The organism is Virgibacillus sp. NKC19-3, from assembly GCF_019837165.1.
Taxonomy (GTDB): domain Bacteria; phylum Bacillota; class Bacilli; order Bacillales; family Amphibacillaceae; genus Virgibacillus_L; species Virgibacillus_L saliphilus.
In genome coordinates, this window is sequence record NZ_JAGYHC010000001.1 from 2,949,317 (window position 1) to 2,974,937 (window position 25,621).

20 protein-coding genes are annotated in these 25,621 nt (G+C 38.4%); 1 reads left to right on the top strand and 19 read right to left on the bottom strand.

Going from position 1 to position 25,621, the window contains the following annotated elements:
* Window positions 1-21: 21 nt before the first annotated feature.
* From KFZ56_RS14315 to allC, 19 genes are all read right to left on the bottom strand, one after another.
* Window positions 22-1,452, bottom strand: coding sequence for a YfcC family protein (locus KFZ56_RS14315; protein ID WP_222642597.1), 1,431 nt, complete (start codon window positions 1,450-1,452; stop codon window positions 22-24).
* Window positions 1,453-1,583: 131 nt separating this feature from the next.
* Window positions 1,584-2,006, bottom strand: a complete 423-nt coding sequence (locus KFZ56_RS14320; protein WP_222642598.1) for a DUF3830 family protein — start codon at window positions 2,004-2,006, stop codon at window positions 1,584-1,586.
* A 202-nt stretch (window positions 2,007-2,208) separates the two neighbouring features.
* A complete protein-coding gene (locus KFZ56_RS14325) occupies window positions 2,209-3,516 on the bottom strand; it encodes a CapA family protein (protein ID WP_222642599.1) in 1,308 nt (435 codons plus the stop codon).
* A gap of 209 nt (window positions 3,517-3,725) precedes the next feature.
* Complete coding sequence (locus tag KFZ56_RS14330) at window positions 3,726-4,148, bottom strand: DUF3830 family protein (protein ID WP_222642601.1); 423 nt, start codon at window positions 4,146-4,148, stop codon at window positions 3,726-3,728.
* A gap of 202 nt (window positions 4,149-4,350) precedes the next feature.
* Window positions 4,351-5,694: a cation:dicarboxylate symporter family transporter gene (locus tag KFZ56_RS14335; RefSeq protein ID WP_222642603.1), complete on the bottom strand. Its 1,344-nt coding sequence runs from the start codon at window positions 5,692-5,694 to the stop codon at window positions 4,351-4,353.
* Between the two features lie 92 nt (window positions 5,695-5,786).
* Complete coding sequence (locus KFZ56_RS14340) at window positions 5,787-7,031, bottom strand: Zn-dependent hydrolase (protein ID WP_222644005.1); 1,245 nt, start codon at window positions 7,029-7,031, stop codon at window positions 5,787-5,789.
* 974 nt (window positions 7,032-8,005) lie between these two features.
* Window positions 8,006-9,364 carry an allantoinase AllB gene (gene allB / locus KFZ56_RS14345; protein ID WP_222642604.1) on the bottom strand — a complete coding sequence of 453 codons (1,359 nt, stop codon included), beginning with the start codon at window positions 9,362-9,364 and terminating at the stop codon, window positions 8,006-8,008.
* 163 nt (window positions 9,365-9,527) lie between these two features.
* Window positions 9,528-10,154, bottom strand: a complete 627-nt coding sequence (locus KFZ56_RS14350) for a bifunctional 4-hydroxy-2-oxoglutarate aldolase/2-dehydro-3-deoxy-phosphogluconate aldolase (protein ID WP_222642606.1) — start codon at window positions 10,152-10,154, stop codon at window positions 9,528-9,530.
* An 8-nt stretch (window positions 10,155-10,162) separates the two neighbouring features.
* Window positions 10,163-11,116: a sugar kinase gene (locus KFZ56_RS14355; RefSeq protein WP_222642608.1), complete on the bottom strand. Its 954-nt coding sequence runs from the start codon at window positions 11,114-11,116 to the stop codon at window positions 10,163-10,165.
* Between the two features lie 182 nt (window positions 11,117-11,298).
* On the bottom strand, window positions 11,299-12,498 hold the full coding sequence (locus KFZ56_RS14360; protein ID WP_222642609.1) for an enolase C-terminal domain-like protein: 1,200 nt from the start codon (window positions 12,496-12,498) through the stop codon (window positions 11,299-11,301).
* A 156-nt stretch (window positions 12,499-12,654) separates the two neighbouring features.
* Complete coding sequence (locus KFZ56_RS14365; RefSeq protein WP_222642612.1) at window positions 12,655-13,491, bottom strand: carbohydrate ABC transporter permease; 837 nt, start codon at window positions 13,489-13,491, stop codon at window positions 12,655-12,657.
* Entirely contained in the window at window positions 13,481-14,356 is an 876-nt protein-coding gene (locus KFZ56_RS14370; RefSeq protein WP_222642613.1) for a carbohydrate ABC transporter permease, read from the bottom strand. The genes KFZ56_RS14365 and KFZ56_RS14370 overlap by 11 nt, the downstream gene beginning before the upstream one ends.
* A gap of 67 nt (window positions 14,357-14,423) precedes the next feature.
* Complete coding sequence (locus KFZ56_RS14375) at window positions 14,424-15,725, bottom strand: ABC transporter substrate-binding protein (RefSeq protein WP_222642615.1); 1,302 nt, start codon at window positions 15,723-15,725, stop codon at window positions 14,424-14,426.
* Between the two features lie 277 nt (window positions 15,726-16,002).
* On the bottom strand, window positions 16,003-17,004 hold the full coding sequence (locus KFZ56_RS14380; protein ID WP_222642617.1) for a LacI family DNA-binding transcriptional regulator: 1,002 nt from the start codon (window positions 17,002-17,004) through the stop codon (window positions 16,003-16,005).
* Window positions 17,005-17,658: 654 nt separating this feature from the next.
* Window positions 17,659-18,423, bottom strand: coding sequence for a (S)-ureidoglycine aminohydrolase (gene allE, locus KFZ56_RS14385; protein ID WP_222642619.1), 765 nt, complete (start codon window positions 18,421-18,423; stop codon window positions 17,659-17,661).
* 629 nt (window positions 18,424-19,052) lie between these two features.
* Window positions 19,053-19,991 carry a carbamate kinase gene (arcC, locus tag KFZ56_RS14390; RefSeq protein ID WP_222642621.1) on the bottom strand — a complete coding sequence of 313 codons (939 nt, stop codon included), beginning with the start codon at window positions 19,989-19,991 and terminating at the stop codon, window positions 19,053-19,055.
* An 83-nt stretch (window positions 19,992-20,074) separates the two neighbouring features.
* Window positions 20,075-21,340 carry a YlbE family protein gene (locus KFZ56_RS14395; RefSeq protein WP_222642622.1) on the bottom strand — a complete coding sequence of 422 codons (1,266 nt, stop codon included), beginning with the start codon at window positions 21,338-21,340 and terminating at the stop codon, window positions 20,075-20,077.
* A 23-nt stretch (window positions 21,341-21,363) separates the two neighbouring features.
* Window positions 21,364-23,097, bottom strand: a complete 1,734-nt coding sequence (gene fdrA, locus KFZ56_RS14400; protein WP_222642623.1) for an acyl-CoA synthetase FdrA — start codon at window positions 23,095-23,097, stop codon at window positions 21,364-21,366.
* Window positions 23,098-23,141: 44 nt separating this feature from the next.
* Window positions 23,142-24,389: an allantoate deiminase gene (gene allC, locus KFZ56_RS14405; protein WP_222642624.1), complete on the bottom strand. Its 1,248-nt coding sequence runs from the start codon at window positions 24,387-24,389 to the stop codon at window positions 23,142-23,144.
* A gap of 303 nt (window positions 24,390-24,692) precedes the next feature.
* Between allC and KFZ56_RS14410 the strand changes: the two genes are divergently transcribed.
* The gene (locus KFZ56_RS14410; protein WP_222642625.1) at window positions 24,693-25,577 is read left to right on the top strand and encodes an alpha/beta hydrolase; all 885 of its coding nucleotides are present in this window, start codon (window positions 24,693-24,695) and stop codon (window positions 25,575-25,577) included.
* Window positions 25,578-25,621: the final 44 nt, after the last annotated feature.

A 25,621-nucleotide genomic window follows, 5' to 3' on the forward strand; every position in this document is an offset into this window, starting at 1 on the left:
GCAATTAACTTTTCTAGGCTTTTAAAACGGCCCCCAATTTATCACAACAGCAATGGATAAGAATATGATAGCAAGCACAGTCCATATTGCAACAAGTGGTAAGATAAATTTTATCCACTTTATCCAAGAAACGCCGGCAACTGCTAAACAAGCCATTAACGTTCCTGAAGCAGGTGTTATTACATTTGTAAATCCATCACCAAGCTTATAGGCTAGTACAGCCACTTGTCTGGGAATTTCCATTATATCAGCCAATGGAGTCATTAGTGGCATAACAATAGCAGCCTGGGCACTTCCAGAAGAGACAAATAAATTGAAAAGGGCATTCATTACAAACATAGCGATTGCTCCTGTATAAGACGATAATGGAGAGATTGCTGCGGATAAGCCATGAACTATTGTATCTAAAACCTGCTGGTTTTCTAATAAAATTATAATAGATCGAGCCAACCCTATAATCAAAGCTCCATAAGCCAATTGCTGTGTTCCTTTTGTAAATACTTTCACCAATTTATTAGGTGTTAATCTAGCAATGACAGCGGTACCAATTGCTACAACAATAAATATGGCTGCCATATGACTTGTTGTCCAATCATAATTAAAAACACCGAAAATATAAAAACCCATGCATAACGCTAACAATGTGAGAACTAGTTTATGCGTACCTGTAAATTGAACTTCTTCATTTTCACTGACCGAACTATCATACGTCGGAAAACGTTCTTTCCCCATATAACTTTTTTCTGGATTGTCCTTCACCTTTTTTGTATAATAACAGATGTACAAAATAGTTGCTGCTAATATAAATAAAGTTAATACAAGCCGTAAAGTAACACCTGAAAACAAGGGTAATTCAGCTATGTTTTGGGCTAAGCCTGTACTTATTGGGTCTAATGAAGCTACTGAATGGCCGGCATCAGCCCCTAATTTAATGAGAGCTACTCCAATAATTGCATCAAGTCCTAATGACCGTGCTAAAATAATGCCGATTGGAATAAATGCAATTTGTGCATTTGTTAAAATACCAAGAGCACCAAAAACGGAGAAAACGATACATACTACTGCAATTAATAAATATTCTTTATTTTTGGTTTTGGCAATGGAACTTTTAATTAAAGCGTTAATAGTTCCGGTAGATTCAATTACTGCAAATGCCCCTCCAATAATAAGAACAAGGAAGATCAATTCAGCTGTTTCCACCATGCCATTTTGAATGGACAAAGGTATGTCCATAAACCCTAATGGTTCAGATTCTGTGGTTTGATAACTATCTGGAACAACTCTTGTAACACCATCGACTGTTTCCCTACTATACTCGCCCGATGGAAGGATTAATGTGGCAATAGCTGCTATTAATAAAATAGAGAATATAATCACATATGCATCCGGCATAGTAAAGCGGAACTTTTTTTTGTTTTCATTCTCATATACTTCTTTTTGTTTAATAGCCATTAGTAAACTAAACCTCCTGTATTGTAAGAAAAAAAGGGAGTTTATTTTCTGTTGTTCTTAACTCCCTCGTTTAACTATATTATTTATTGTTATATTTTTTATAAAAGGTAATCTTTTTATATGCCAATTAGTTAATCAATTTCTTCAAAAGTTATTTTTTGAGCACCTTCGTGACGAACTTTTTTACCGAACTCTGGTAATTGCTCTTCTCCTTCTATAATATGCAAGAATGGGTTGCCAGCAAGCTGTCCTCTAGGACACGCAAAACAATTGCCACCGTAAGGAATATAGATTTCACCACTATTCCCCTTTTCATCACCAGGATAAAATACAACTTGACTTGGTAATGGATAACTTGTAGCCTTTTCAAAAGGTACATCATAACCGATCCAATTCAAATCCGAAAATACTGCTGGTCCGCTCCAAGCTGCTTGTATTACAGAAATTTCCATTGGAAGCTGTTTAAGAAACCACTTACTAGTTTCAGGAGTCCCTTCTTCATCCAATTCTGCAACAAAAATATAATCGCCACTAGTAATCTTCATTTTTTTCATATTTATTCCTCCATGTATGATATATTTCAAGAACAAAAAATTGCTCTTTGATAATGAAATCATCGTGTTACTTTAAGTTTCTATTTTGAAATCTCCATGCTTCCGTTTACACCCTTATCATAGAATGATCACCTGTTTTACAAAGAATAGTTCTTCCTCATTCCTTTCTTCAAAGAGTTAGGAAACCATGTGAAGATTGCAACTAAGATAAAGACAGTGTATTTGTCCCCGTTTCAATTACTCCAATACCATCTCTCGATTGTATATTTGTACCAAATGGTGAGGAGAGTTCCCGAAGTTCATTTAAAATTCTTTCCCCAGCCTCTTTGGAAGCTAATTCGGGAGTGCCACGCCCAGGACGGCGCTTCTCAAACCCAAGCGTTATAGGGTGGATGGTAATATTTTGTACACATCCTTCAATGAGATTAAAATTACCAATGAATGATTCATACGTCTTCGGGTTGGTCTCATTATTCATTTTCCCTTCATTTTTTATCCGAAAGTCATACCCATCCGATGTAACATATCCAGGACCAAATTCACCATATTTGTCATAAAATTCTGCCGGCTGCTTTTCAATAAGTTCAGCCTGGTAAAAGAAATCACCAAGTCCATGAAAAATCGGACGCTCTTTATAAATTTCAATCCCTCTTATGACATGAGGACCATGCCCGATATATGCGTTAGCTCCAGCATCAATACACATATGGGCAAACTCCTGTTGGAAATCTGCCAATTGACTCTTGTCTGTTCCTTTCATTTCATGAGAATGATTGCTGACAAGGACGATATCAGCCATACGAATAGCTTCTTGTATTGACTTCTTGATTTGGTTTGCATCCTTTTTATCCATTGTTGTATACGTACCAGGTTCACCAACTTCAAACAGATAGTCTCCAAATTGAAAAATCTCTTCTTTATCATTGTTTACTCGTTTATTGATTTCTGTTTGTCGTGCGACAGTCTTAAGACTTTCTAAATCATCTTTTCTGACTCTATGGATAGTAGCAAAGTGAAGGGGATTGATTCCCGGTCTTCCTATAAAGTCGGATCGTTGTTCCCCTGCTGGATGCCAATCCCGAAATGTCGTGTTAACTGCTATGATAGCCACTCTTCCTTTAGGGGTCTCCAAATATTTTGGGCGACTGGCTTCAGCCAAATTCATGCCAACACCTGCATATACGATACCTTCCCGTTCTAGGTTTTCAATGGTCTTCACAAGTCCGTTATGAGACCAATCCATACTATGATTATTCGGTGCAGACATAATGTTAAATCCCAACCACCTCAAGTCAGACAAAATACCAGGTGAAGCCGCTATCCAATCTCCGCCACTATGTCGTGATGGGTATACATCATTTTCATAATTGTGTATGGAGGTTTCCAAATTGGTGAATCGGACATCCGATTTCATTAAAAGTCCATGTATATCCAAAAGTCTTTGATCATTTTTAGGCATTCTTTGTGTGACCAGTGCATCTCCTGTAATCGAAAAGGATATTTTGTTCAATCCATTCACACCACCCTGTCCCTATTATTTGATTCACTTGCAAAGAGGCGATCTAACTCTTTTTATATAGTAAGAAATATTCAAGTAATACCTTATTCAATTCTATTTAAAGTAGGCATATATTGTTTTATATCGTTTTTTCTTATCACAGGTCCTGCTTTCATAGAGTTATGATTTCGCCTCCCGTCCGCTTACATTGCCCATTTACTTTATTCTACTTTTTCGAATGCTATTTCCTGAGCGCCTTCCCATCGAACTTTACGACCAAATACTTCCAACTGCTCCACACCTTCAGTAATAATTAGGAAGGGGTTTCCCGCCAATTGGCCTCTAGGACAGGCAAAACAGTTACCACCATAAGGGATATAAATTTCCCCGCTGTTCCCTCTTTCATCGCCAGGGTACATGATAACTTGACCGGGGAGAGGGTAACTGGTTGCCTTTTCAAAAGGAACATCAAATCCAATCCAGTTCAAATCTGTAAAAAATGCCGGCCCACTCCAAGCTGCTTGAATTACCGAGATCTTAAACGGGAGCTGTTTAAGAAACCATTTACTGGTTTCAGGTGTCCCTTCTTCATCCAGTCTAGCTGTAAACGTGAAATCGCCACTCTTCATCTTAATATGTGTCATTTCTATTCCTCCCACTATCTTTCATTCTTACATCATTTCTTTTCGTCATTTAAACTTAAAAAATAAACGTCTGTTTTGAGCAATATCGATACTAAGAGTTGATTCCCATAATTACAGGATTTCACCTTTTTAAGTAACTAAAAGGGTTACTTGATACAGAAAAGTATTGCGTTTTATGCGCAAATAGTTAACCATTTAATTACTACAAACCGCCAGTTTTCTTTTCTGCAATTTGCTCTCTTATTTGATGCCTGTTTTCATTTGACAAAGTCCAACGGGCTTGGTCAATATCAAACATTTTTTCCCATCGAGCAACAATAATTGTTGCCACAATATTACCAACCAAATTGGTCGTTGTACGCATTGCTCCCATAAATCTATCAGGAGCAAGCATAAGGGCCACGGCAGCAACAGGAATGAATCCAGTGGCAGCAGCAGTTGCAGAAAGGGCCACAAAGGCTGATCCTGGTACTCCTGCCATTCCATTAGAGGTGAGTAAGAGAATCCCCAAAATAATCAATTGATCTACAAAGCTCATATTTGCACCTGTCACCTGTGCAAGGAACACTATTGAAACAGCAAGGTAGATTGAAGCACCATCTAGATTAAATGAATATCCGGTTGGCACTACAAGACCAACCACTGCTCGTTCGCACCCAATATCCTCCAACTTTTTTATTGTTCTCGGCATTACTGCTTCCGATGATCCAGTAGCAAATGCCAATACAATCTCTTCTCGAAAGTACAGTATGAGTTTTACAAGATTGACACCCCCAAAAATACGCAAGATTATACTAATGATAACCAGAAAAACAATAGTAGCCACTGCCGCTGCACCGATGAGCTTTGCGAAAGATACTAGTGTTTCCAGTCCGTATTCCCCAACGCTAAAGGCAATAGCTCCAAACGTAGCAGGTACAGCCAATTTCATAATGAAGCCAACAATTTTAAAAATAACTTCGTTAAATTGTTCTAGTGCATCCAAAAGCATCGTTTCCTGCTTTTCATTAACTAACAAAAGAGCAAATCCAAACATTAATGAAAATAAAAGAACCTGCAAGAGAGAATTATCAGCAAATGCACTAAAGACACTTTCAGGAATTATATTCATGATAAATTCCACACCACCCGGCATTTCAGCACCACCGGTTTCACTATTGAGTTCGTCTTGGCTCAACGTTGAAACATCAATGGCCATTCCTGAGCCAGGGGATATAAGGTTTGCCGCGACCATGCCCACTATCAAAGCCAAGGTTGTAATAATTTCAAAATATACAATTGTTTTAAGTCCAATTCTACCAACAGACTTTACATCACCGACTTTTGCTATCCCTACAACAATGACACCGAAGATAAGTGGTGAGATAATCATTTTAATTAACTTAATAAATCCCGTAGCAAGAGGCTGAAGTGCTGCGCCAAAGTTAGGCCATAAGTATCCTATTAAAATACCTGCAACAATAGCCATGATAATCTGAAAAAATAACCCCTTATAAAAAGGTTGTTTCTTTTTGATATCTTCATCATTGTTTAAAGGAGTAGACATGTCTTTTACCTCCATATTCAATATGCTCTTGGTACTATTTGATTCTTGAATCTGAAAATAGTTAATAAACAGTTAATTTAGTGAATTACTGCCTATTCGATTTGTACAGGCACAGCCAAGTCTAATATTGTATGATACAAAACTTCTGTTCCATCAGCACAGTCTTCCATAGAGCTCCATTCCGCTGGGTTATGACTGATACCATCCTTGGAACGGATGAAGATCATTCCCATTCCCTGCTCACAAAAGTCTACAAAATTTCCAGAATCATGACCTGCTCCACTAGACAGGCTGAGAGCGTCTATATCTAATTTTTCACAAGAATTATTAATAACCTTTTGCACATAATTAGAACATGGCTTTGGTATATTTTTACGCCAAACATCTATTTTCATTTCAATTCCATTTTTATGGCAAATTTCCTTCGCTTGTTTTAAAACCTTTTTTTCCACCTCATCGCGAATTTCCCTACTTAAGTCACGCAGGTCGATCGAAAATTCCACCATCCCAGGAATAACGTTGGCCCCTCCTGGGTGCACTTTCAATCTTCCTACCGTACCCACTGTGGTTCCCGTAGAATTAGCTTCTTTTTGAATTACCTGTATGATTTCAGCTGCAGATACAAGTGGATCATGCCTGATATCCATGGGCGTCGTGCCGGCATGGCCTGCTTCCCCAACCAACTTAACTCTAAGCCTTGAAGAACAACATATTCCAGTGACAACTCCAACTGAGCAATTCTTACCTTCCAGTACTTTGCCCTGTTCGATGTGAAGCTCAATATGAGCTTTCGCAGAACCTTCCTTACGGGCAGCTTCGTTAATCCGCTGCGGATCCAGCCCCTCGATCTCTAAAGCCTCAGCAACAGTTACTCCTTGATCATCCACATAATTGAGGACTTCGGGCCTAAAGTTTCCAACAGTTGCAGCTGCTCCCGAAAATCCGCCGGAAAAACGCACTCCTTCTTCATCCCTGTAGGCAACGACCTCAATCGGATGTTCAGTCACAATCCCCTGTTCTGCTATTGACTGGGTAGCCTCAATAGCGCCTATAACTCCCAAAGCTCCATCATAGACTCCCCCTTCATAGACAGTGTCGCTGTGCGAGCCTGTGATGACAACCGAAGCATTCGGATTCTGCCCCTCTTTCCGTCCAATAAGGTTTCCTGCAGCATCTTGACGAACTTCCAATCCGGCTTCTTTCATATAGGAAGAGATAAGCTCCAGTCCCTCTCTGTCTTCTTTTGAAAAAGCCAAACGGGTAACGCCGCCCGATGTCTGCTTACCAATTTCTCCAAGTTGTAATAAACGTTTTTTTAGCCTTTCTTTGTTGATGATATGGTTTTCCGTATTAATCATCAAATTCCTCCATTTGAAAAGTTATTTTCTTCAATCTATCTTCCCCGTATCCGGATGTATAGGTAGCACCTGCATACGCCTTTTTTACCACTTTCTTTTTACTATTAGTTAATATTAAACAAGAACCAGGCCAACACACCTATGAAACGTCGAATTTTATTTTTAATTATTCCGAATTTTATTTTTCATGTATGCTTTATAATTTTTTTTGTAAATCTTTTGCGTATTTACCCTTGGCTAGAAACCTTTCCTCATCGTTTAGTTTGTTTTTATAATGTAGTATTTTTCATTCCATTCACGATAATTGATTTATCTTCCGGGTTTATTATTCATTCACTTGGTTTCATTTATCTAGCTTATGGCAACACTATCATTCCATTATTACTCTAACTGATTAATAGGTAAATTTTTATAGATCAACCCCTTCTGATATCAATCAACATACCATTCAGATTTCAGCAAATTATAATTCAAATTATAATTCAAAAATGTAAACCCTTACTTGTAAGAGTAAAGCAATAAAAAGGTGATGTCACTGTCTCCTATAAATAAAAACAATGATTCAAATTGTCTCATTTCAACAATCGACTTTTAAATTTAACTGTTTTGAACAATAATATATACACATTGACTATACTTCATCAGCATGTTTGTACATTTCTCTATTTCCGTATCGCCTATATATATACGCCTATCATCGCCTGTGATTTGACTGTTTCTGTCAAATAATAATCTAGATATATAAATAAAAAAATCTCCCCTCTTGAATCCAGAAGGAAGAATCTTTACTAATACATCTATTATTTTATTTCATCTACTAGCTTATCACCTTCATGGATCCCAAATCCGATGAATGAACAACTCCAATATCATTACTACAGCTGTCTATAAATCATTAATCCTTTTCTTCGTCTCGAAGTGGAGGAGCTCACGTTGCAATCGTTAGATCTTATTTATTTGCCTGCAGAAATTAACTTCCCTTTAGGCCTTCCAATGATACCTTCATCTACATCGAAAACGATATTTCCTCGAACAATCGTCTTCGTCACACGACAATCAATTTTTCTGCCTTCGTATGCACTATGTTTATTTTTATAGTATAGATCTTCTCTTTTCAACGTATAAGAGTTATTAGGATCCACCAGTATAATATCCGCATCTTTAGAAACTGCAATTTCTCCTTTATTTGGCAGGTTAAACCGCTCGGCTGGAGTTGTTGCAATTAAATCAACAAATTTACTTACAGGCACCCCCCGTTGTTTTACTGCTAAATCAAACATAAGGTCAACATTATTTTGTGCCCCGCTTATACCGCCCCATGCTTCAAAAATATTACCTTCTTTCAGGTCTTCTGTACAAGGCGAGTGGTCCGATGCTAACCAATCAATATTGCCTGCTAATAATTCACCCCATAGTCTTTCTTGATCTTCTTTCTTTCTTAGAGGCGGTTGACATTTCGCTCTAGGACCTATTTCCTCTAAGTCTTCCACACTCAACGCTAAATAGTGAGGACATGATTCAAGTGTCACATTCACACCTTCTGCACGAGCTCTCAAAATGACTTGAATAGCTTCAGATGTACTAATATGCACCAAGTGTAATTTACAACCTGTCTCTTTGGCAAACAACAACGCACGTTGCACAGCTTCCACTTCTGTAAATATAGGACGTGAATTGACATAATCCACTGCAGTCGTTTTACCTTCGCTTTCCATTTCCTCCGCAAGCTTATCTGGAATGGTCGAATTCTCGGCATGGATACACAGTAATTGATCAAGTTCTGCTAACGTTTGCATCCCTTTATATAGGGTATAATCATCAACATTGGTAAAATCGCCTTGAATATCACTGCCACAATTAGAAATAAAACATTTAAAGGCAAGCACTCCTGCATCAGCCATTTCTTTCAAATTATCAAGATTATCCGGAACAAGCCCACCGTAGAAAGCATAATCCACATAGTTTTTATCTTTTCCTGCTTCCAATTTAAGATCAAGTGCTTCCTTATTGGTCGTTGCCGGCAAAGCATTAAGCGGCATTTCGACATAACTAGTCGTTCCTCCTGCTGCCAACGCCCTTGATCCTGTTTCAAAGCCTTCCCATTCGGTGCGGCCTGGTTCTGAGATGTGAACATGGGTATCAACCATTCCAGGCATAACGTACTGACCACTTGCATCAATGATCTCTCCTACATCTCCGGAAAGATCCTGGGCAATAGCAGCAATTTTTTCATCTTTAATTCCAATATCCACGCTACGTATACCGTCATGAAAAACAACATTTCCACCCGTAATTATTAAATCATATGTCATGTGAAATCCCTCCTTCAGCTGGAATAATACTACCTGTGACGTTCCCCGTTATTGTATCGTTAAACAGAATCATATTACTGTTCACTTTCATCTATTATTTTCCATAAGCTGTAGTTTTTAGCTTGGTTATTTATCGTAACGTTACAGCTTATTTAGGAAACCGCTAGCTAATTTTTTCTCTAAATTGAATTGCTTTTTTCGTAAGTTCCCGCAATGCTGTTTTATCTATTGTCTTTTTTGCATCGACGAGTGAACCACCGACACCTGCTGCTACCGCTCCATTTTGGAAGTATTCTCGAATATTATCAAGATCTACCCCACCTGTTGGCATCAGTGGAATATGGGGTAGAGGACCATGTAAATCTTTTACATATTTCGGTCCCAACACTCCTGCTGGAAAAATCTTAATAATATCCGCACCATATTCATAAGCCGTCAAAATTTCCGTCGGAGTCATAGCACCGGGAATGCTGACTACCCCGTATCGTTTTGCCATTTGAATTGTCTCTACGTTTACCGTAGGCGCGAAAATAAATTTTGCACCAGCCATGATCACATTTCGCGCCGTTTCCGAGTCTAACACACTACCCGCGCCAACGGTTACTTCATTACCAAATTCATAGGATACACGCTTGAGTAATGATAATACACTCGGTGTTTCTGCTGTGATTTCCAATATATTCACTCCGCCCTCATGGAGAGCTTTAGCAATAGGGATAATTTCTTCTTCTGTAGCACCACGAATCACTGCGACTAACTTGTTTTTATAAATAGACTGTAATGTGTGCATACCCATCCTTATCGATTGACACCCTCTCTATGTTTTCCTTCAATAAAAGCATTCAACCGGGATCGATCTGGTAACCCCTCAACATCTCCCTTAACCATTGTCACTAAAGCCCCCACAGCAGCAGCTCGTTCAACTGCTTTTTCAAGAGAAAGACTATCCAACAGGCCTGACAACAATCCTGCAGCAAATCCATCACCGGCACCAACCGGATCGACTACCCGATGTACAGGAAATCCTGCAACACGCCCTTGTTCTTTATCTGAATAATAATACGCTCCTTCAGCTCCCAATTTTAATACAACAAGCGATGGCCCATGTTCAAAAAAATGTCTTGCCGTTGTTTCAGCATCAAGATCCCCAAAAAGGAATTGCCCTTCATCTAAACCGGGCAATACAATATCCGCCTTTGCCGCAATTTCAAGCAACACTTCTTGTGCATGGTCTTCTGGCCACAATTTCCGTCGTAAATTTGGATCAAATACAACGGTCACTCCAGAGCTTGTCGCTATCTCAATGGCTTTCATCACTGTTTCATAACAACTTTCACTTAGGGCTGGTGTGATACCGGTAAGATGTAAATATTTTGCGTTCTTAATATGCGTTTCATGCAAGTCGGAAGGTTTCATGCGACTTGCGGCCGAATCCTTTCGATAATACTGAACTCGAACCTCATCATCTGTTATCATTTCCTTAAAGTAAAGCCCTGTTGATGCCGAGGGACTATAGGATACCCTACTAACATCAACACCTTCACCACGGATAAATGATAAAATCTTCTTACCAAACTCATCATCCCCAAGTCGACTAACCCAGGAAGAATTGTGCCCAAGTCGTGCAAGTCCAATGGCAAGATTTGATTCTGCACCTGCCACTTTTGTAGAAAAATTACCAGCATATCTCATATAACCCGAAATCTCTGGTGTAAACAGCACCATCGTTTCACCCAGTGTGACAACATCCATGAATTATTCTCCTTATCAGACACCTTTTAATTAGCTAGGTTTTTTCTCGTTTTATTATGTTTTATAGCCTGAAGTCATTCATAAAATACCAGACTAACTTTTTTGTCCTTTTCATTGTTAATTCAACTTTCTCAGAAAACTCCGAGCTAATCAAATCGTATGATTCGACTATTGAATCATTCTTATGGTCGTACGTAAGTGCCGTCACGTCCTCTGGATAATGTCCATGCAGAGAATTCCGTTGAACAAGGATACTTAGCAGCTTCTTCCTCATTAATATCGATTCCCAATCCCGGCTGATCATTGGGATACACATAACCTTTCTTAATACTTGGACAGCCCGGAAATACCTCTTCTAGTTGTTCTGATAATCCATACCACTCCTGAACTCCAAAGTTTGAACTGCAAATATTTAGATGTAAGTGTGCCATATGCCCGATAGGTGACAGATCGCCAGGGCCATGAAACGCTGTTCTCACACTAAACATTTCACAAAAGGTCGCCAATTTCTTTGCTGGAGTTATCCCGCCTATTTGACTAATGTGAACACGAATAAAATCGATTAGCCCTTCCGTAATAAGCGGTAACCATTCACGTGGATTATTAAAAAGCTCTCCCATTGCAATAGGTGTTGAACTTTGGTTTCGTATCATTCGAAACCACTCCAACTGTTCAGGTGCCAACGGATCCTCGAGAAAATAGAGACCATAAGGCTCTAATTGCTTAGATAAATGTACAGCATCGATAGGTGACAGTCGTTCATGAACGTCAACTAAAAGTTCTATATCAAAACCAACCTTATTACGGATTTCCTCAAACATACGAGGAATGCTTCGCACATACGCTCTCGGGTCAAAATAAGCTCCTGTAAGGGCACCTTCTGGAGGTACGATCTTCCCGTGATCACCGTAATCACCCATTTGACAGCGAATATAATGATAGCCCTCTTCCATATAACGTTGTACGGATTCTTCTAACGACAAAATATCATTACCATAAGCGTGTCGATAAACGGCTGCTCCTTCGCGACACTTTCCTCCTAATAATTCATAAACTGGCATGCCTGCTATTTTTCCTTTTATATCCCATAGTGCCATATCTACCCCGGAAAGAGCATTATTTAAAACTGGCCCGTTTCTCCAATAAGAATTACCCATTGCAGATTGCCAAATATCCTCAATACGAGAGGGATCTTTCCCTATTAAAAATGGTTTTAAATATTCATCTATTGCTGTCTTTACAGCTAAATGACGTTGAGTGAAGGTCGCACAACCTAGACCATAGAGATTTGGTTCTGAAGTTTCCACTTTAACAATAACAAGGTTAAATCCTTGCGGAGCTGTAAGAATTGTTTTGACGTTATTAATGATTAAATTAGACATGTTTTTTCCTCCCAATATATAAATTTATTATTATCACCTGAATCTGCAATGAGAATGCTGAATCAATTAGTCAATGTACGTGTGTGCTATAACTTCAAAATCTGCTAATCGATCTGAATTCTCTTGCAAATTCAGGATATAATTATTTTAATTACTCTATTTCACCGATCCTCCTGTAAGACCACTAATGAAGTATTTTTGTAGAAATAAAAAGACAATCAATAATGGAATCGTCGCAACTAATGAAGCTGCCATCAAATCAGGCCACATGACTTTATACTCACCAATCAATTCTCCAATACCAACTGGTACCGTTTTCAAAGCTTCATCATTTATAAGCACTAATGCAAACATGTATTCATTCCACCCTACGATGAAACAATAAATGGCCGTTGCGACAACGCCAGGAAGACTAAGTGGGAGAACTATCTGTATAAAGGTTCGCAGCTTCCCACATCCATCAATAGCCGCTGCATCATCTATTTCCTTAGGAATAGAATTAAAATATCCCATCAGCATCCATGAGCAAAGCGGAAGCGTAAATGTAATGTATGTTAAAATTAACCCAATATGAGTGTTAACAATACCCAGTGTTCCAAAAATCTTATAAAAGGGAATAAGCAACATTATTGATGGGAACATCTGCGTGAGTAATAAGAAGATTAAGAAAGATCCTTTACCACGAAAAGAAAAGCGGGATGCTCCAAAACCTGCTAATGCTGAAAAAAGTAAAGAAATAACGGTTGCCACAGAAACTACCAAAAAACTATTTATAAAATAATATACAAACGGGTAGTCCGTCCACATACGTACAAAAGCTTCCCAGGTTATTTCATTCGGAATCCATTTCGGTGGAGTCGTAAATACCTCCGTCATTGGTTTGACTGCTGTTGACAACATCCATAACACTGGAATAATGACAAACATGGAAAATACAAATAAGACAATGTAAATCATCAATCTATTAATATTTTTTGTGTTTCTACTGCTCATCAGCCATCACCTTCCTATAAATAAAGCTTATAAAAAGACAAACAAACAATACTAGCACGGAAAAGGCTGCAGCTCGTCCAAATTGAAAGTCTTCAAATGCCCTCTGGTAAATATCTATACTTACGACACTTGTTGTATCAACTGGACCTCCGGCTGTTAATAACCAAATAATGGTAAAGTGCTTAAACCACCACACAGTTTCAAGAATTAATGCCACTAAAAGGACTGGTTTTAATCCTGGTAAAGTGATGTGTCTGAAAGATTGCAATTTGTTACTTCCATCGAGTTCTGCTGCTTCATATAGTTCCTTTGGAATAGACTGGAGACCCGCCGATGCTAAAACCATAATTAGTGGATACCCTTTCCAAATACAAGCTATAGCAACAGCGATTAAAGCAACTTTTGGATCTGCCAACCAAGAAATGGGTTCAGAAATCAAATGAAGCTTCAGAAGTATATGATTGAACAATCCATACATCGGATCATATAACCACTTCCAAAGTAGTGCAACTACAACTTCTGGGAACAACCATGGAAAAATTAAAATAGCTCGAAAAAAACCTCGCCCTTTTATTTTCGTATTTAACACGACAGCTAATAACGTTCCTATAACCATATTTCCTGCAACTACAATAGCGGTAAACTTTAATGTTGTATACACCTTTCCGATAAATTCAGGAGTTGAAAATGCCTCGATGTAATACTTAAACCCAACAAAATCCCACCGATTGGTTAAATTTGTATCAAAAAAGCTAATATAGGCCCCATAAATGAGTGGATATACAATTAATGCAATCAGCATTATTGCAGAAGGTAAGATAAACCAATATCCACTCCATCTAGATCGGGTTAGATTTCCATTCATTTATTATCTACCTCCGAATTGTTACCCTTTATGGGAAAGACATTAAACTATCTTTCCCATAAAGATTCTATTTATTTTGTTGAATTTCTTGGCGCACTTTTTCAGCTGCCGCCTTAGCCGCTTCTTCTACAGTTTCCTGACCACCAATAATAGATTGATAGGCCTCACCCACTATATTCTGTACAGTAGAATTATAGGTAACAGTTGGAACAGGATAAGTATAATTAAGTGATTCAATATATCCACCTAGAACAGGGTCATCAATAATATCAGGATCTTCTCCTACCTCTTGTACTACAGGTAGACGATATGTTTTTTCAGTCCATTTTTTTTGATTTTCCTTACTTACAAGAAATTCTAAATATTTAGCTGCTTCTTCTTTATTTTCACTATTATTAGAAATAGAATATCCAAGCAAACTCTGTGTAGTAGTATGTTCAGCTTTTTTAGGGACAGGAACACCACCAAATTTTCCTTCCAATTCAGGGTTCTGATCTAAAATCATGGATACAGTATGGGGACCTGTAAGCATCATCCCTGCTTTTTCACTCGCCATCATACTTATTGCTTCTGAAAAGCCTGTTTGTATGATACCAGGAGGTACTACTTCGTGTTTTGTCTCTAGCTCTGTGAAAAACTTAAAAGCTTCTACTGCTTCGGGAGAATCAAGCTCGGTAAGCCATTCGCCGTCTTGCTCTATAAGTTCTGCAGCACCAAACGATCGTAAGATTTGAATGAATCGTCCAGCACCAGACTGATTTTTTTCACCTATCATCGCAAACCCATATCTGTCCACTTCCCCGTCATTATCCGTATCCTTCGTAAATGAACGTGCAGCATCGAGAGCTTCCTCCCATGTTTCTGGTGGTTTTAAACCTTCCTCCTCAAACCAGTCTGTCCGATAAAGTAATCCATATGGCATTGTCTCCCAAGGCATAAATACTTGGTGTCCATCTACATTGGACTCCTCTATAGCATTTGAGTAAAATCGATCAAAATAATCTTCACTGAATAACTCTGTTAGATCAGCTGCAATACCCATATCATGATATTGAAGGTAATATTCCGGCGTATTCAAAAAAATATCCGGTAAGTCTCCACCTGTTGCCATAGTTGTAATTTTTGTGTTCATTTCATTCGCTGGTACAGCTATAAACTCTATTTTTATATTTGGATTCTGTTGCATGAATTCCTCTGCAATTTCCCTTTCAACTTCCCCATTAGGTTCCTCAGTCTGTGATGCTGATAAAACCTTTAATGTAACGACATTATCAGATTGATTATTAGAATTAGAACTATTGGAACATCCGACTAAAATCAAACTGATTGATAAAATAATACATACTGATAAAAGGCTCCTTTTTCTCATAAAATTAACCTCCATTATTTTTCAAGGCTTGTATTTAACTGCTTTTCTCCCAATGCATTAACCAATAAACCAGGATTCAAACTATCAGCTGTTTTATATTGATCTCTATAATCGATACTAGCAAACATAATAAGCATAGAGACGCAACATAAAACGCATCTATTTTTCTCAAATTAAGTCCCTTTCTTCCCCGTTATTTGCTGGTTGTATTTACGATTAATAATCAAAAAGTAATTGTAAACATCTATTTACATTCCCTTCTTAAAATTTTACTTCTCTAACATGAGGTGCGGACTATTAATTCGGCTTTAAATCTATGAATTTTTGGATCTGTGTTAATATCTTTATTAATTCTTTGTAATAAAAACTTCGAAGCCTCCTTTCCGATAGAAAACGCGGGCTGTGCAACTGTTGTTAGTGTTGGGTCGTATATATTAGCAAATGAAACATCATCGATACTTATCAGTGCAAAGTCATCAGGAATCTTCATATTATTTTCTTTTGTAAAATTTAACACCTCCATTAAAGTAAGATCATTTCCAGTAAATAACGCTGTCGGTGGATCTTCTAGAGAAAAGATTTCTTCCAGGCCTTTTTTTATTTCATGAACTTCAAGGCCTTTAATATATTCTTTAACAGGTTGGATTCCGTGAGCCTTTAACGCCTTCTTGTAACCTTCTATTCTTTCGACCCTTGGGGTCACGTTGTGAATTAAAGACGATGTTATCATTCCAATACGACTATGCCCGCTTTTAATAAAATAATCCACAGCCATCTTAGAAGCATTTTCGTTGTCTAAAAGAAATGTATCTACTTGAAGATCCTCAACCTTACGGTCAATAAAAACCAAAGGAAATTCCTCATCTACCATTTTCTTATACAAATCAACATTTCCATCGGTGGGAAATACAATAAGGCCATCCACTTGCTTTGCTCTCAACATATCAATGTATTTCTTCTCTTTGATTGGGTCATCATCCGCATTACAGACAATGACATGTATGTCTTGTTCATTGCATTCATCTTCAATAGCCCGTATCACTCGTGTTGAAAATGAATGCAGAATATTGGCAACTATTACGCCGATGGTGAATGTTCTTTTTTGTTTTAGACTTCTCGCCAAATAATTGGATTGGTAGCCTAATTCATTTATTGCTTCTTCAATTCGCTTTTTGGTTTTCTCTCCCATGTAATCATATCTCCTGTTAAGATACTGAGAGACTGTACTCTTTGAAACGTTTGCAAGTTGTGCGACATCATTCATGGTTGCTCTTTTCAATTTTTTTCTTCCTTTCAATAACCTAATTTAACTGAAACGGTTTCAGATAAACCGATTTACTAAACCGTTTTAGTAAATCGGTTTAGTTAAATATATAATACAATGTAAGCGTTTGTCAATATTATTTTGAAGATTTTTTAGAATTTTTTGTTGGATCTAAAAGTTATAAGAAAGGCAAGTTTTTACTTCCCAACATGTCTGTTTCTATTCTATTTCCAAAAATCTAAAGGGGACAACCAAAGTACACTAATGATGATTGATCTCGTTTTTTTAGATGGCCAATGAAATCCCTCTCTTTGTAACCGATTACTTTATAACACTAGTTCATTTTGATAAGGACTATGTCGTAGCAGAAACAGTAATTCCAATTGTTGGGAGTTTTCCTATGAAAATAAAGCGTTTATCATGAAGCGTGGTTATGGTACTCGGTCACATTCCATGTATCCGGGATCAAGTCGAGAAATACGAACACATCAGCCGCAATGGCTGCATGATTTTTGATTAAGCAGACTTTAGCTAATTTCGTTTTTATCAAATTGTTTATAGTCTTGTTTTGTAATCGCACTTCAGAATACCTTGAACTTTTTATCATATGTACTTACGCATTAAAAAAATGGTAAAAGCGCAAAGTACTTTTACCATTCTCATCACTACTTATAAAGAAGCGTCGCGATTGCAGTCTTTCGAATAAACATAGCTTAATTTTTCTCTGCCTACTGCATAAGCAGCTTGTAAGCAATAGGTACCCATAAAGATATAGTCGTCTTTCTTCACTGGAATCCATTCGTTATCCAAATTGTACATCCCTTCTCCAGACAAAAGATAAGCCCCATGTTGCTGATAGTGCGTTTCTACAAACGGGTGACTTGCTGCTGGGTCAAAGGTGAGAATATGGAAATTCATATCAAAAGCAATATCTGTTGGTAGCAGATCCTGAATATGCACATTTTCCATATCATCATAAATAACTTCTTCATTGTCGTTTGAATTTCCTGCATGGATCCATGGGGTATGTCCTTCTAGAGGTTTATGCTTTTGTTTGTATAAGAATAATCTAGAATCCGTGCCTTGCAAGTTTTCTAAGTACATAACTACAGATGGAGGACAGTATAAATATCCTCCTTCTTCAAGAATGAATTCTTCCTCGTTAGCACTGGCTTTTACTCTACCTTCTAAAACATACACAAAAGTTTCAATATCATTCTGGCCTCCAAAACCTTTTTCGTTTTTTCCCCCTTTATGAAGGGTAACAATATAATCAACAAAGCTAGCACCTGTTTTCGGGGATGAAAGAATACTCATCGACGTATTTTCAAAACCAGGAATAACATTATTGACTAGACCTTCCGGTGGTAAAACAGCAAATTTACCAGGCTTTACTACTGCTCTGCTTGTTAAAATATCATTTGGATAACCCATTATTCATTTCCCCTCTCATTACGTATAACTTCATAGTACCATATTATCGGAAATCAACACTCTATTTTGGTAACTTACGTTTTACACTCTGAAAAGCAAATAAAAACCATTCTTTAAAAATGGAAGAAGAACATATAAAAACCGCATGAACACTAAGCCTTTGGTATAATTAAGATATCAATCCAAACCAACAAAAGGGACGTGTTATCATGCGATAAAAAGTTAAAGAAAACGAAAATGTATTTCAATCTCCTGGATTTTCAATTGACTCCACATATACAAAAGGGGATGAAGAATTTAACTTCTGCTCGCTTGTTCATGAGGTTGGATTTAAAAAGAAACTGGGAATTTTCATGTTTATGCTTTTGTTTCCACTTATGCTCATCAATCGTGTTAATCATCTTTATAAAAGCAATTTCAACACCATGAAAAAAGGTATTTTACGAGTTAGAAAACCTGATGATGAGACTTTTGAAACTAACAAAATCACAAGTAACCTAAGCATACTTCATGCAAATTATGTACTGGTAAGCAGCTGGTTCCAAGCAAGGTTTTCATATCGACTGTTAGGGACAAGGGAATCCAATGTATTTTATGCCTACGGACTCCTAAGTTTCGGAGTACGACACTTAAGCTGTAATTATTGTGCCACTTTTGCCTTGGACAGCCATATCAACTTTCTCTAGTGAACAAATAATCGACGTTTCCCTTTTTCTAGCGAAGGCCAATGCAGCTTCGACTTTGGGCCCCATGCTTCCTTTACTAAATTGACCTTCTTCTACATAGTCTTCCATTTCTTTCACCGTGATGTTTTCTAAAGCCTTTTGTTCCGGTTTACCGAAATTAACAAAGACATTTTCAACATCCGTTAAAACCATAAAAATATCGGCATTTACTTCTACTGCCAGCATATGACCGCTGCGGTCCTTATCAATGACAGCCTCGATTCCATCATAACTTCCCTCTTCATTACTGATTACAGGAATTCCTCCACCACCACAGGCAACAACAACATTCCCAGCTTCGGCAAGATCTTTTATGGCTTTTGCTTCTAAAATGGCTTTCGGTTGTGGAGACGGAACAACTCGGCGCCATCCACGATTTGCGTCCGCCTTCATATTCCATTTTCTCTCAGTCATTAATACTTTAGCTTCTTCTTCTGAATAGAAAGCACCGATTGGTTTAGAAGGATCATTGAAATCCTCATCATCCTTGGACACTTCAACACGTGTTAGCAAGTTTACAACATTTGTGCTTAACCCAAGCGCTTTCAGTTCAGCTTGAATAGATTGAACCATCATATAACCAATAAATCCTTGGGACTCTCCGTTTAAAACATCTAATGGCATTGGTGGAACAACACTTGCTGCTTCTTCATTCTGACGGAGAATGTTTCCCACTTGAGGACCGTTTCCATGTGTTATCACAAGTTTGTGTCCATCTTTAATTAACTTTGCCAGAAATTTACTACTTTTTCTTACATTATTTAGTTGTTTTTCGTATGTTGCCTCTTGCTTCGCTTGTAAAATTGCGTTACCACCAAGTGCAACAACAATTATTTTTCCCATTCTCCTACCCCCCAGAATTAGATACTTTAATGATCGAGCACTGGATACGCCAGTACTCGAGTACTTAAGTAGTCACGTTAATTTTATCCAACTTCTACACCATATTTTTCAGCAAGTGCCTCCAGCGCTTTCTCGAAGCATCCTAATGGTACACGAACAGTTCCTGCTCCGATTTGGCCAATTCCTGCTACTTTATGTGCGATGCCGGTATTAATAACTGGAGTAATGCCAGTTTCTACAACTTTGCGGATATCAATACCTAAGCAAGCACCCTGAAAATCCCATGTAGGAATTTGCAGATTTTGGTTATTCGCTACACAAATTTCACGCATTTCATCACTCGTAGTCAGCGCATCATTAAACCCTCCGGTACCAACAAAGCGAACAACACCTGGTGCAGCAATCATAGCCATTCCGCCTACACCATAGGCTTCTGTGATTGCACTGTCACCCATATCCGGTGTTGCGTCTTGTGAACTATATCCACTGAAATATAATCCATCCGGCGTATTTACTGGTGCCGTAAACCACTGATCGCCAAGTCCACTGACTTTAATACCGAATTGATCGCCATTACGTGAAAGAGCTGTAACGACACTTCCTTCTTCAGTTGTAGCAGCTGTATCCATAACTGCTTTTCCTGTAGCCATCATAATATTCAGGAAGAACTGATCATTATCTGCCAGGAATTTCGTTACAGACTGTAAATCTTCATCTGAAAGTCCAGCAGTGATCAAATAAGGAACAATTTCTTTTAAAAATAGGGCGGATGCCGCAATATTTCTTTGATGGAACTCATCTCCCATGGTAATTGCTTTTGCCACAAGGACATTCACGTTCATACCGCCATCGATTTGTTTCAATGCTTTTGATAAAGCAGGACCTAATACATTTTGCATCCAATTTAACCGATTAATTACTTCACTGTTATATGCGCCAAAACGCAGTACAGCACCAATACCTTCATTTAAATTACAATATGCGCGTTTATTTCCTGTCTTGTTCTCAACTACTACTACCGGCATATTAGCGGATGTAATCCCACCCATTGGTCCTACTGCGTTAACAGAGTGACAAGGAAGGAACGTAATTTCTCCACCTTCAAGCATTTTCTTCGCATCATCTTCGTTATCAGCCCAACCTTCAAACAAGGCAGCGCCAATACTTGAACCCTGCATCGGATGAGGCATTTTATCCCATGTTGTTGGTGGGCCTGAATGCAGGAGCACTTTCCCGTTTAACTCTGAGATCACATCTTTTGCTGGAACAACATCAAGTAAAAATGGTTGTGATTCGATTACATGTTGAATGACTGCCTCATTGGCTTCTGCTATTGGTTGATTTGCCATGATAATCCTCCTAGTCGTAAAAATTATTTAAGTTTTTCCAAAATTCCCGCTAAACGTTTATTTCCCCCGGCGATCGGTGCCCATTGATATTGCACAACCTGTCCGCCGTGTTCCAGAATTGCTTCAGCAAAGCTGCTTAATCCGACATTAATGACGCGTGGTTTACTTGAAAGTAATTCCGAAACAGCATCTTTTTCCACTTTTGAGTTTTTAACTGTTTTTGCTTCTGTTTTTTCTGTACCTAAATAATTTATAATTTCTGTTGCAAGTTTTGTAGCTTGTGCGTTACTCTCTGCAACGATGACGCCTGCATCCTCTAATTTATCTACTTGATCCTGAAATACTTGCGGATCATCTGCAGTACCGGTTACAGAAGCAATTACTATTAACGACCGCTCTTCTTTAGCAGCTTCTCTTTTTGCATCTTCTACAACTGGTGCAACTACGCCTGCCATATCTTCATGCGCCCCATAACCAATGACATTATCAAGTAAAATAATGGCTGTTTCCGGATTTTTAGCAGCTTCTTTCACTTTCTCAATGCGGTAGGTTGGGTCAATCATTGGGTGTGCGCGACCTACTGTGTAAGCATCGTCACCGAGGTCGATAACTTCATGACCTTCAGATGCAAGCATCATCCCTTCAGATTGTTTAGTAGACGCATCAATGGTGAATGTCTCTTTCATAATCGTTGCAGATTCCAGTGCTAATGTACCTCCACAGAAATAGCCTTTAATACACCGTTGATTTTTATGTTGTTTCATTTTCTCAACATCTTGATTATCTCGAACGATGTTCTTGATCGATCTTTTACTTATTTTTGCTAATTCCAATGCTTTGTTTGCCGTATCCTCAAGCGTCCAGGCATAATGCACATTATCATGTTGCTCTGCCGGTTTATCACCCATGAAAACAGCTACTACTGGTTTGCTTAATGTTTTGAAAACCTCTACTACCTTCTTGCGAACTTCCGGTGCTGGTGGCTTGGAAATAAACACAATAACGTCCGTTTCCAGGTCGGCATCCAGGACTTGTAATCCTTTGATCGTGGTTAGTGCGCCGATATCTGCTGACAAGTCACGGCCACCTGTGCCGATCGCCTGGGATATGCCTCCACCATGTTTACCGATGAGTGTAGTTACCTCCTGAATGCCTGTACCTGAAGCACCAACAACGCCAATGTTCCCCTTTTCTACAACGTTGGCAAATGCTATTGGAACTTCTTCTAAGATACCAGTGCCACAGTCAGGGCCCATGACGATTAAACCTTCGTTAATTGCTCTTTCTTTTAACTGAAGCTCATCTCGGGCACTTACATTATCACTAAATAAAAACACGTTTAATTTGCGGTCCAGTGCTTTGTTCGCCTCTGCCACCGCATACTCACCGGCAATTGAAATTAAAGCTAAATTAGCATTCGGTAATTTATTTTCCGCCATTTCCCATGTACGGACGATGGAAATGGCGCTCTTTTGTGATTCCGAAGTTTGATTCGTTAAGTAATTATCAACTTCTTCTACAACGTGTTGAACTTTACTTTCATTCGCAGCATCAACGACAATACAAAGATCATTGGGACTTGCTTCTTCTAATTCATCCGTGTATAAACTCGAAACTTTAAAAATATCTTTGTTAGCTGGTGTCCCCATCATGACCTGAATTTGGTTTACACCATCTAGTGAAGAAATATGATTTGTTAATAACATCAGACTAACTGAGTCCTGATATAAGTTTTTCTTAATCACTGTGTGCAGCACTTTTTTCACTCCCAGTATTATGAATTCCCTTATTAAAAATCCTATTATTCTTTATAACCTAATTCATACAGTGTTCCAATTAAGGTATGCAAGCCTTCCCCTAAGTCTTTTGTCTCTGTATATTCACTCGGACTATGACTGATACCATTATGACTTGGTACAAAAATCATGGCTGTAGGTACAACGGGGGCAATAATTTGCGCATCATGTCCAGCACCACTATGCATCATTTTGTAATTCAAATTGCTTTTGTGACACTGCTCTTCAATCGTCTTCACAATAGTTTTATCCATAGTAACAGGCTCTGCATCCATATACATGTCAATGTCGACTTCAACCCCGAGAAGTTTAGCAATTTCATTAATCTCAGCCTTTATTTCATTTGTGAATTTCACTAACGCATCTTTATTGGTATGTCTCACATCAAGGGAGAAAATTGCTTTCCCTGGAATAACATTAGGGGTATTAGGTTCGAGCGCAATGCTTCCAACAGTAGCTATCAATGGATCCCCGTAGGCCAAGGCTAAATCATTTATAGCATAGCTCATACGTGAAACAGCGTTCATCGCATCCTTACGATAACCCATTGGCGTTGTCCCAGCATGATTGGCTTGCCCATTCACAGTGATCGTAAATCTACGTTGACCAACGATATACTGTACAACACCTACAGCCTTTCCTTCCGTTTCCAGAACATTTCCCTGTTCAACATGAACTTCAATAAACGACTTTATGTCTTCCCGAGCTGCTTCCGGATTTTTTTTGTAATCAAAACCTGCTGCACGAATCGCTTCATCAAATGAAACACTATCAGCATCCTTCAACGCGCTTACATCTTCTGTCTTTGCTAGCCCGACAATGTTTTTTGAACCCCAACATGTATAAGAGAAACGGCTCCCCTCTTCTTCAGCCATAGATACTACTTCTATGTTACGAAGTGGTGGACCATAATTTTCCTGTAAATATTTAAGCGCAAAGTAGCCGGTGATTACGCCATATTGGCCGTCATAAATTCCTCCATTTATAACGGAATCAATATGCGAACCTGTGAGGACGGTTTCATCCTTATACTTAGTTCCTTCTAATCTTCCAAACAAGTTTCCAACCTCATCGTAACCTGTTGAAAAACCTTCTTCTTCAAACAGCTGTTTTAGCACCCTTTGCGTCTCAGCCCACTCGGGACTATACAACAATCTTGAAATTCCGCCCTTAGGATCTGCAGCGATTTTTCCCAGCCATTGAAGTTTATCCTCAATAGCTTCACCTGCATTTGAATTTGTACTAGAAACCATCATTTATCTTCCTTTCAGCTAACATAAGTAAAACATGATATAATTTACATAAACATCTAAGGTAGATAGAAATTTCTCCCTTTTATGTAAGCGCTTTTTAAACTATTTGAGGAGTAGGATCATCACTTTCCCTTTTTATTATATCTAATTGCAATTGGAAAGTAATTAGATATTTTAAACAAATTCATCCATGCCTTTTGAATATTTTAGACAATGTATGATGATATATAGTTATTAGATAGCGTTTCTAGTAGCACCAACATGTGATGTAAATAGAATCCAGAAAAAGAGGAGCACACAACCATGCAAACAACATTCGTATATAAAAAAATCCATAATTGTGAAATCAAGGGGGACTTTTACCCCGTTGATGAAAAACATGCACCCCTTATCGTCTATATCCATGGGGGAGGCTTAATCTGGGGAACAAGGACCGACATCCATAATGATCAGATAACACGCTATAGTCAGGCCGGTTTTAATGTCTGCTCTATTGCGTACAGACTGGCTCCAGAGACGAAATTACCGGAAATTAAAGCGGACATCCAGGATGCGCTTGTCTGGTTAAAAGAAACGGGAAAAGAACAATTTCATTTCGACCCGGAAAAAATTGCTGTAATAGGAAGTTCCGCAGGAGGGTATCTTGCATTATTATCGGGAACGTTCAGCGTCAAACCTAAATTGATCGTTTCCCTTTATGGTTATGGAAATATCCTAGGGGATTGGTACTTGAAACCTTCTACTCATTTCAACAAAATGACCAAGGTTCCGGAAGTACTCATGCGCCAATTAATTCAAAAGAAAACAATTGCAGAAGCTCCTATCGAAAAGCGTTATGCCATTTATTTATATAGTAGACAACAGGGAAAATGGCTGGATTTTGTAACAGACTGGGGGCTTGCAACACATGCAGACAAGCTAAGAGAATATTGTCCGATAGAATATATCGATGCCGATTATCCGGCAACCCTTCTACTGCATGGAGATGAAGATGAGGACGTACCGTATACAGAGTCTGTGCATATGAATAAAGCTATTAACAACGCTGGTGGACATTCCCAATTATTTATCGTCCCTAAAGGCAAACATTCCTTTGATCAAAATATGGAGGACCCAGTAGTCATAGAAGCGTTTGATGAGATTATTTCGTTTTTGAAGGTACATTTATCTGAGGAAAATGATAGCTAATTGTAAAGAACAAAAAGTGGATGTCCACGTATGCAGACATCCAC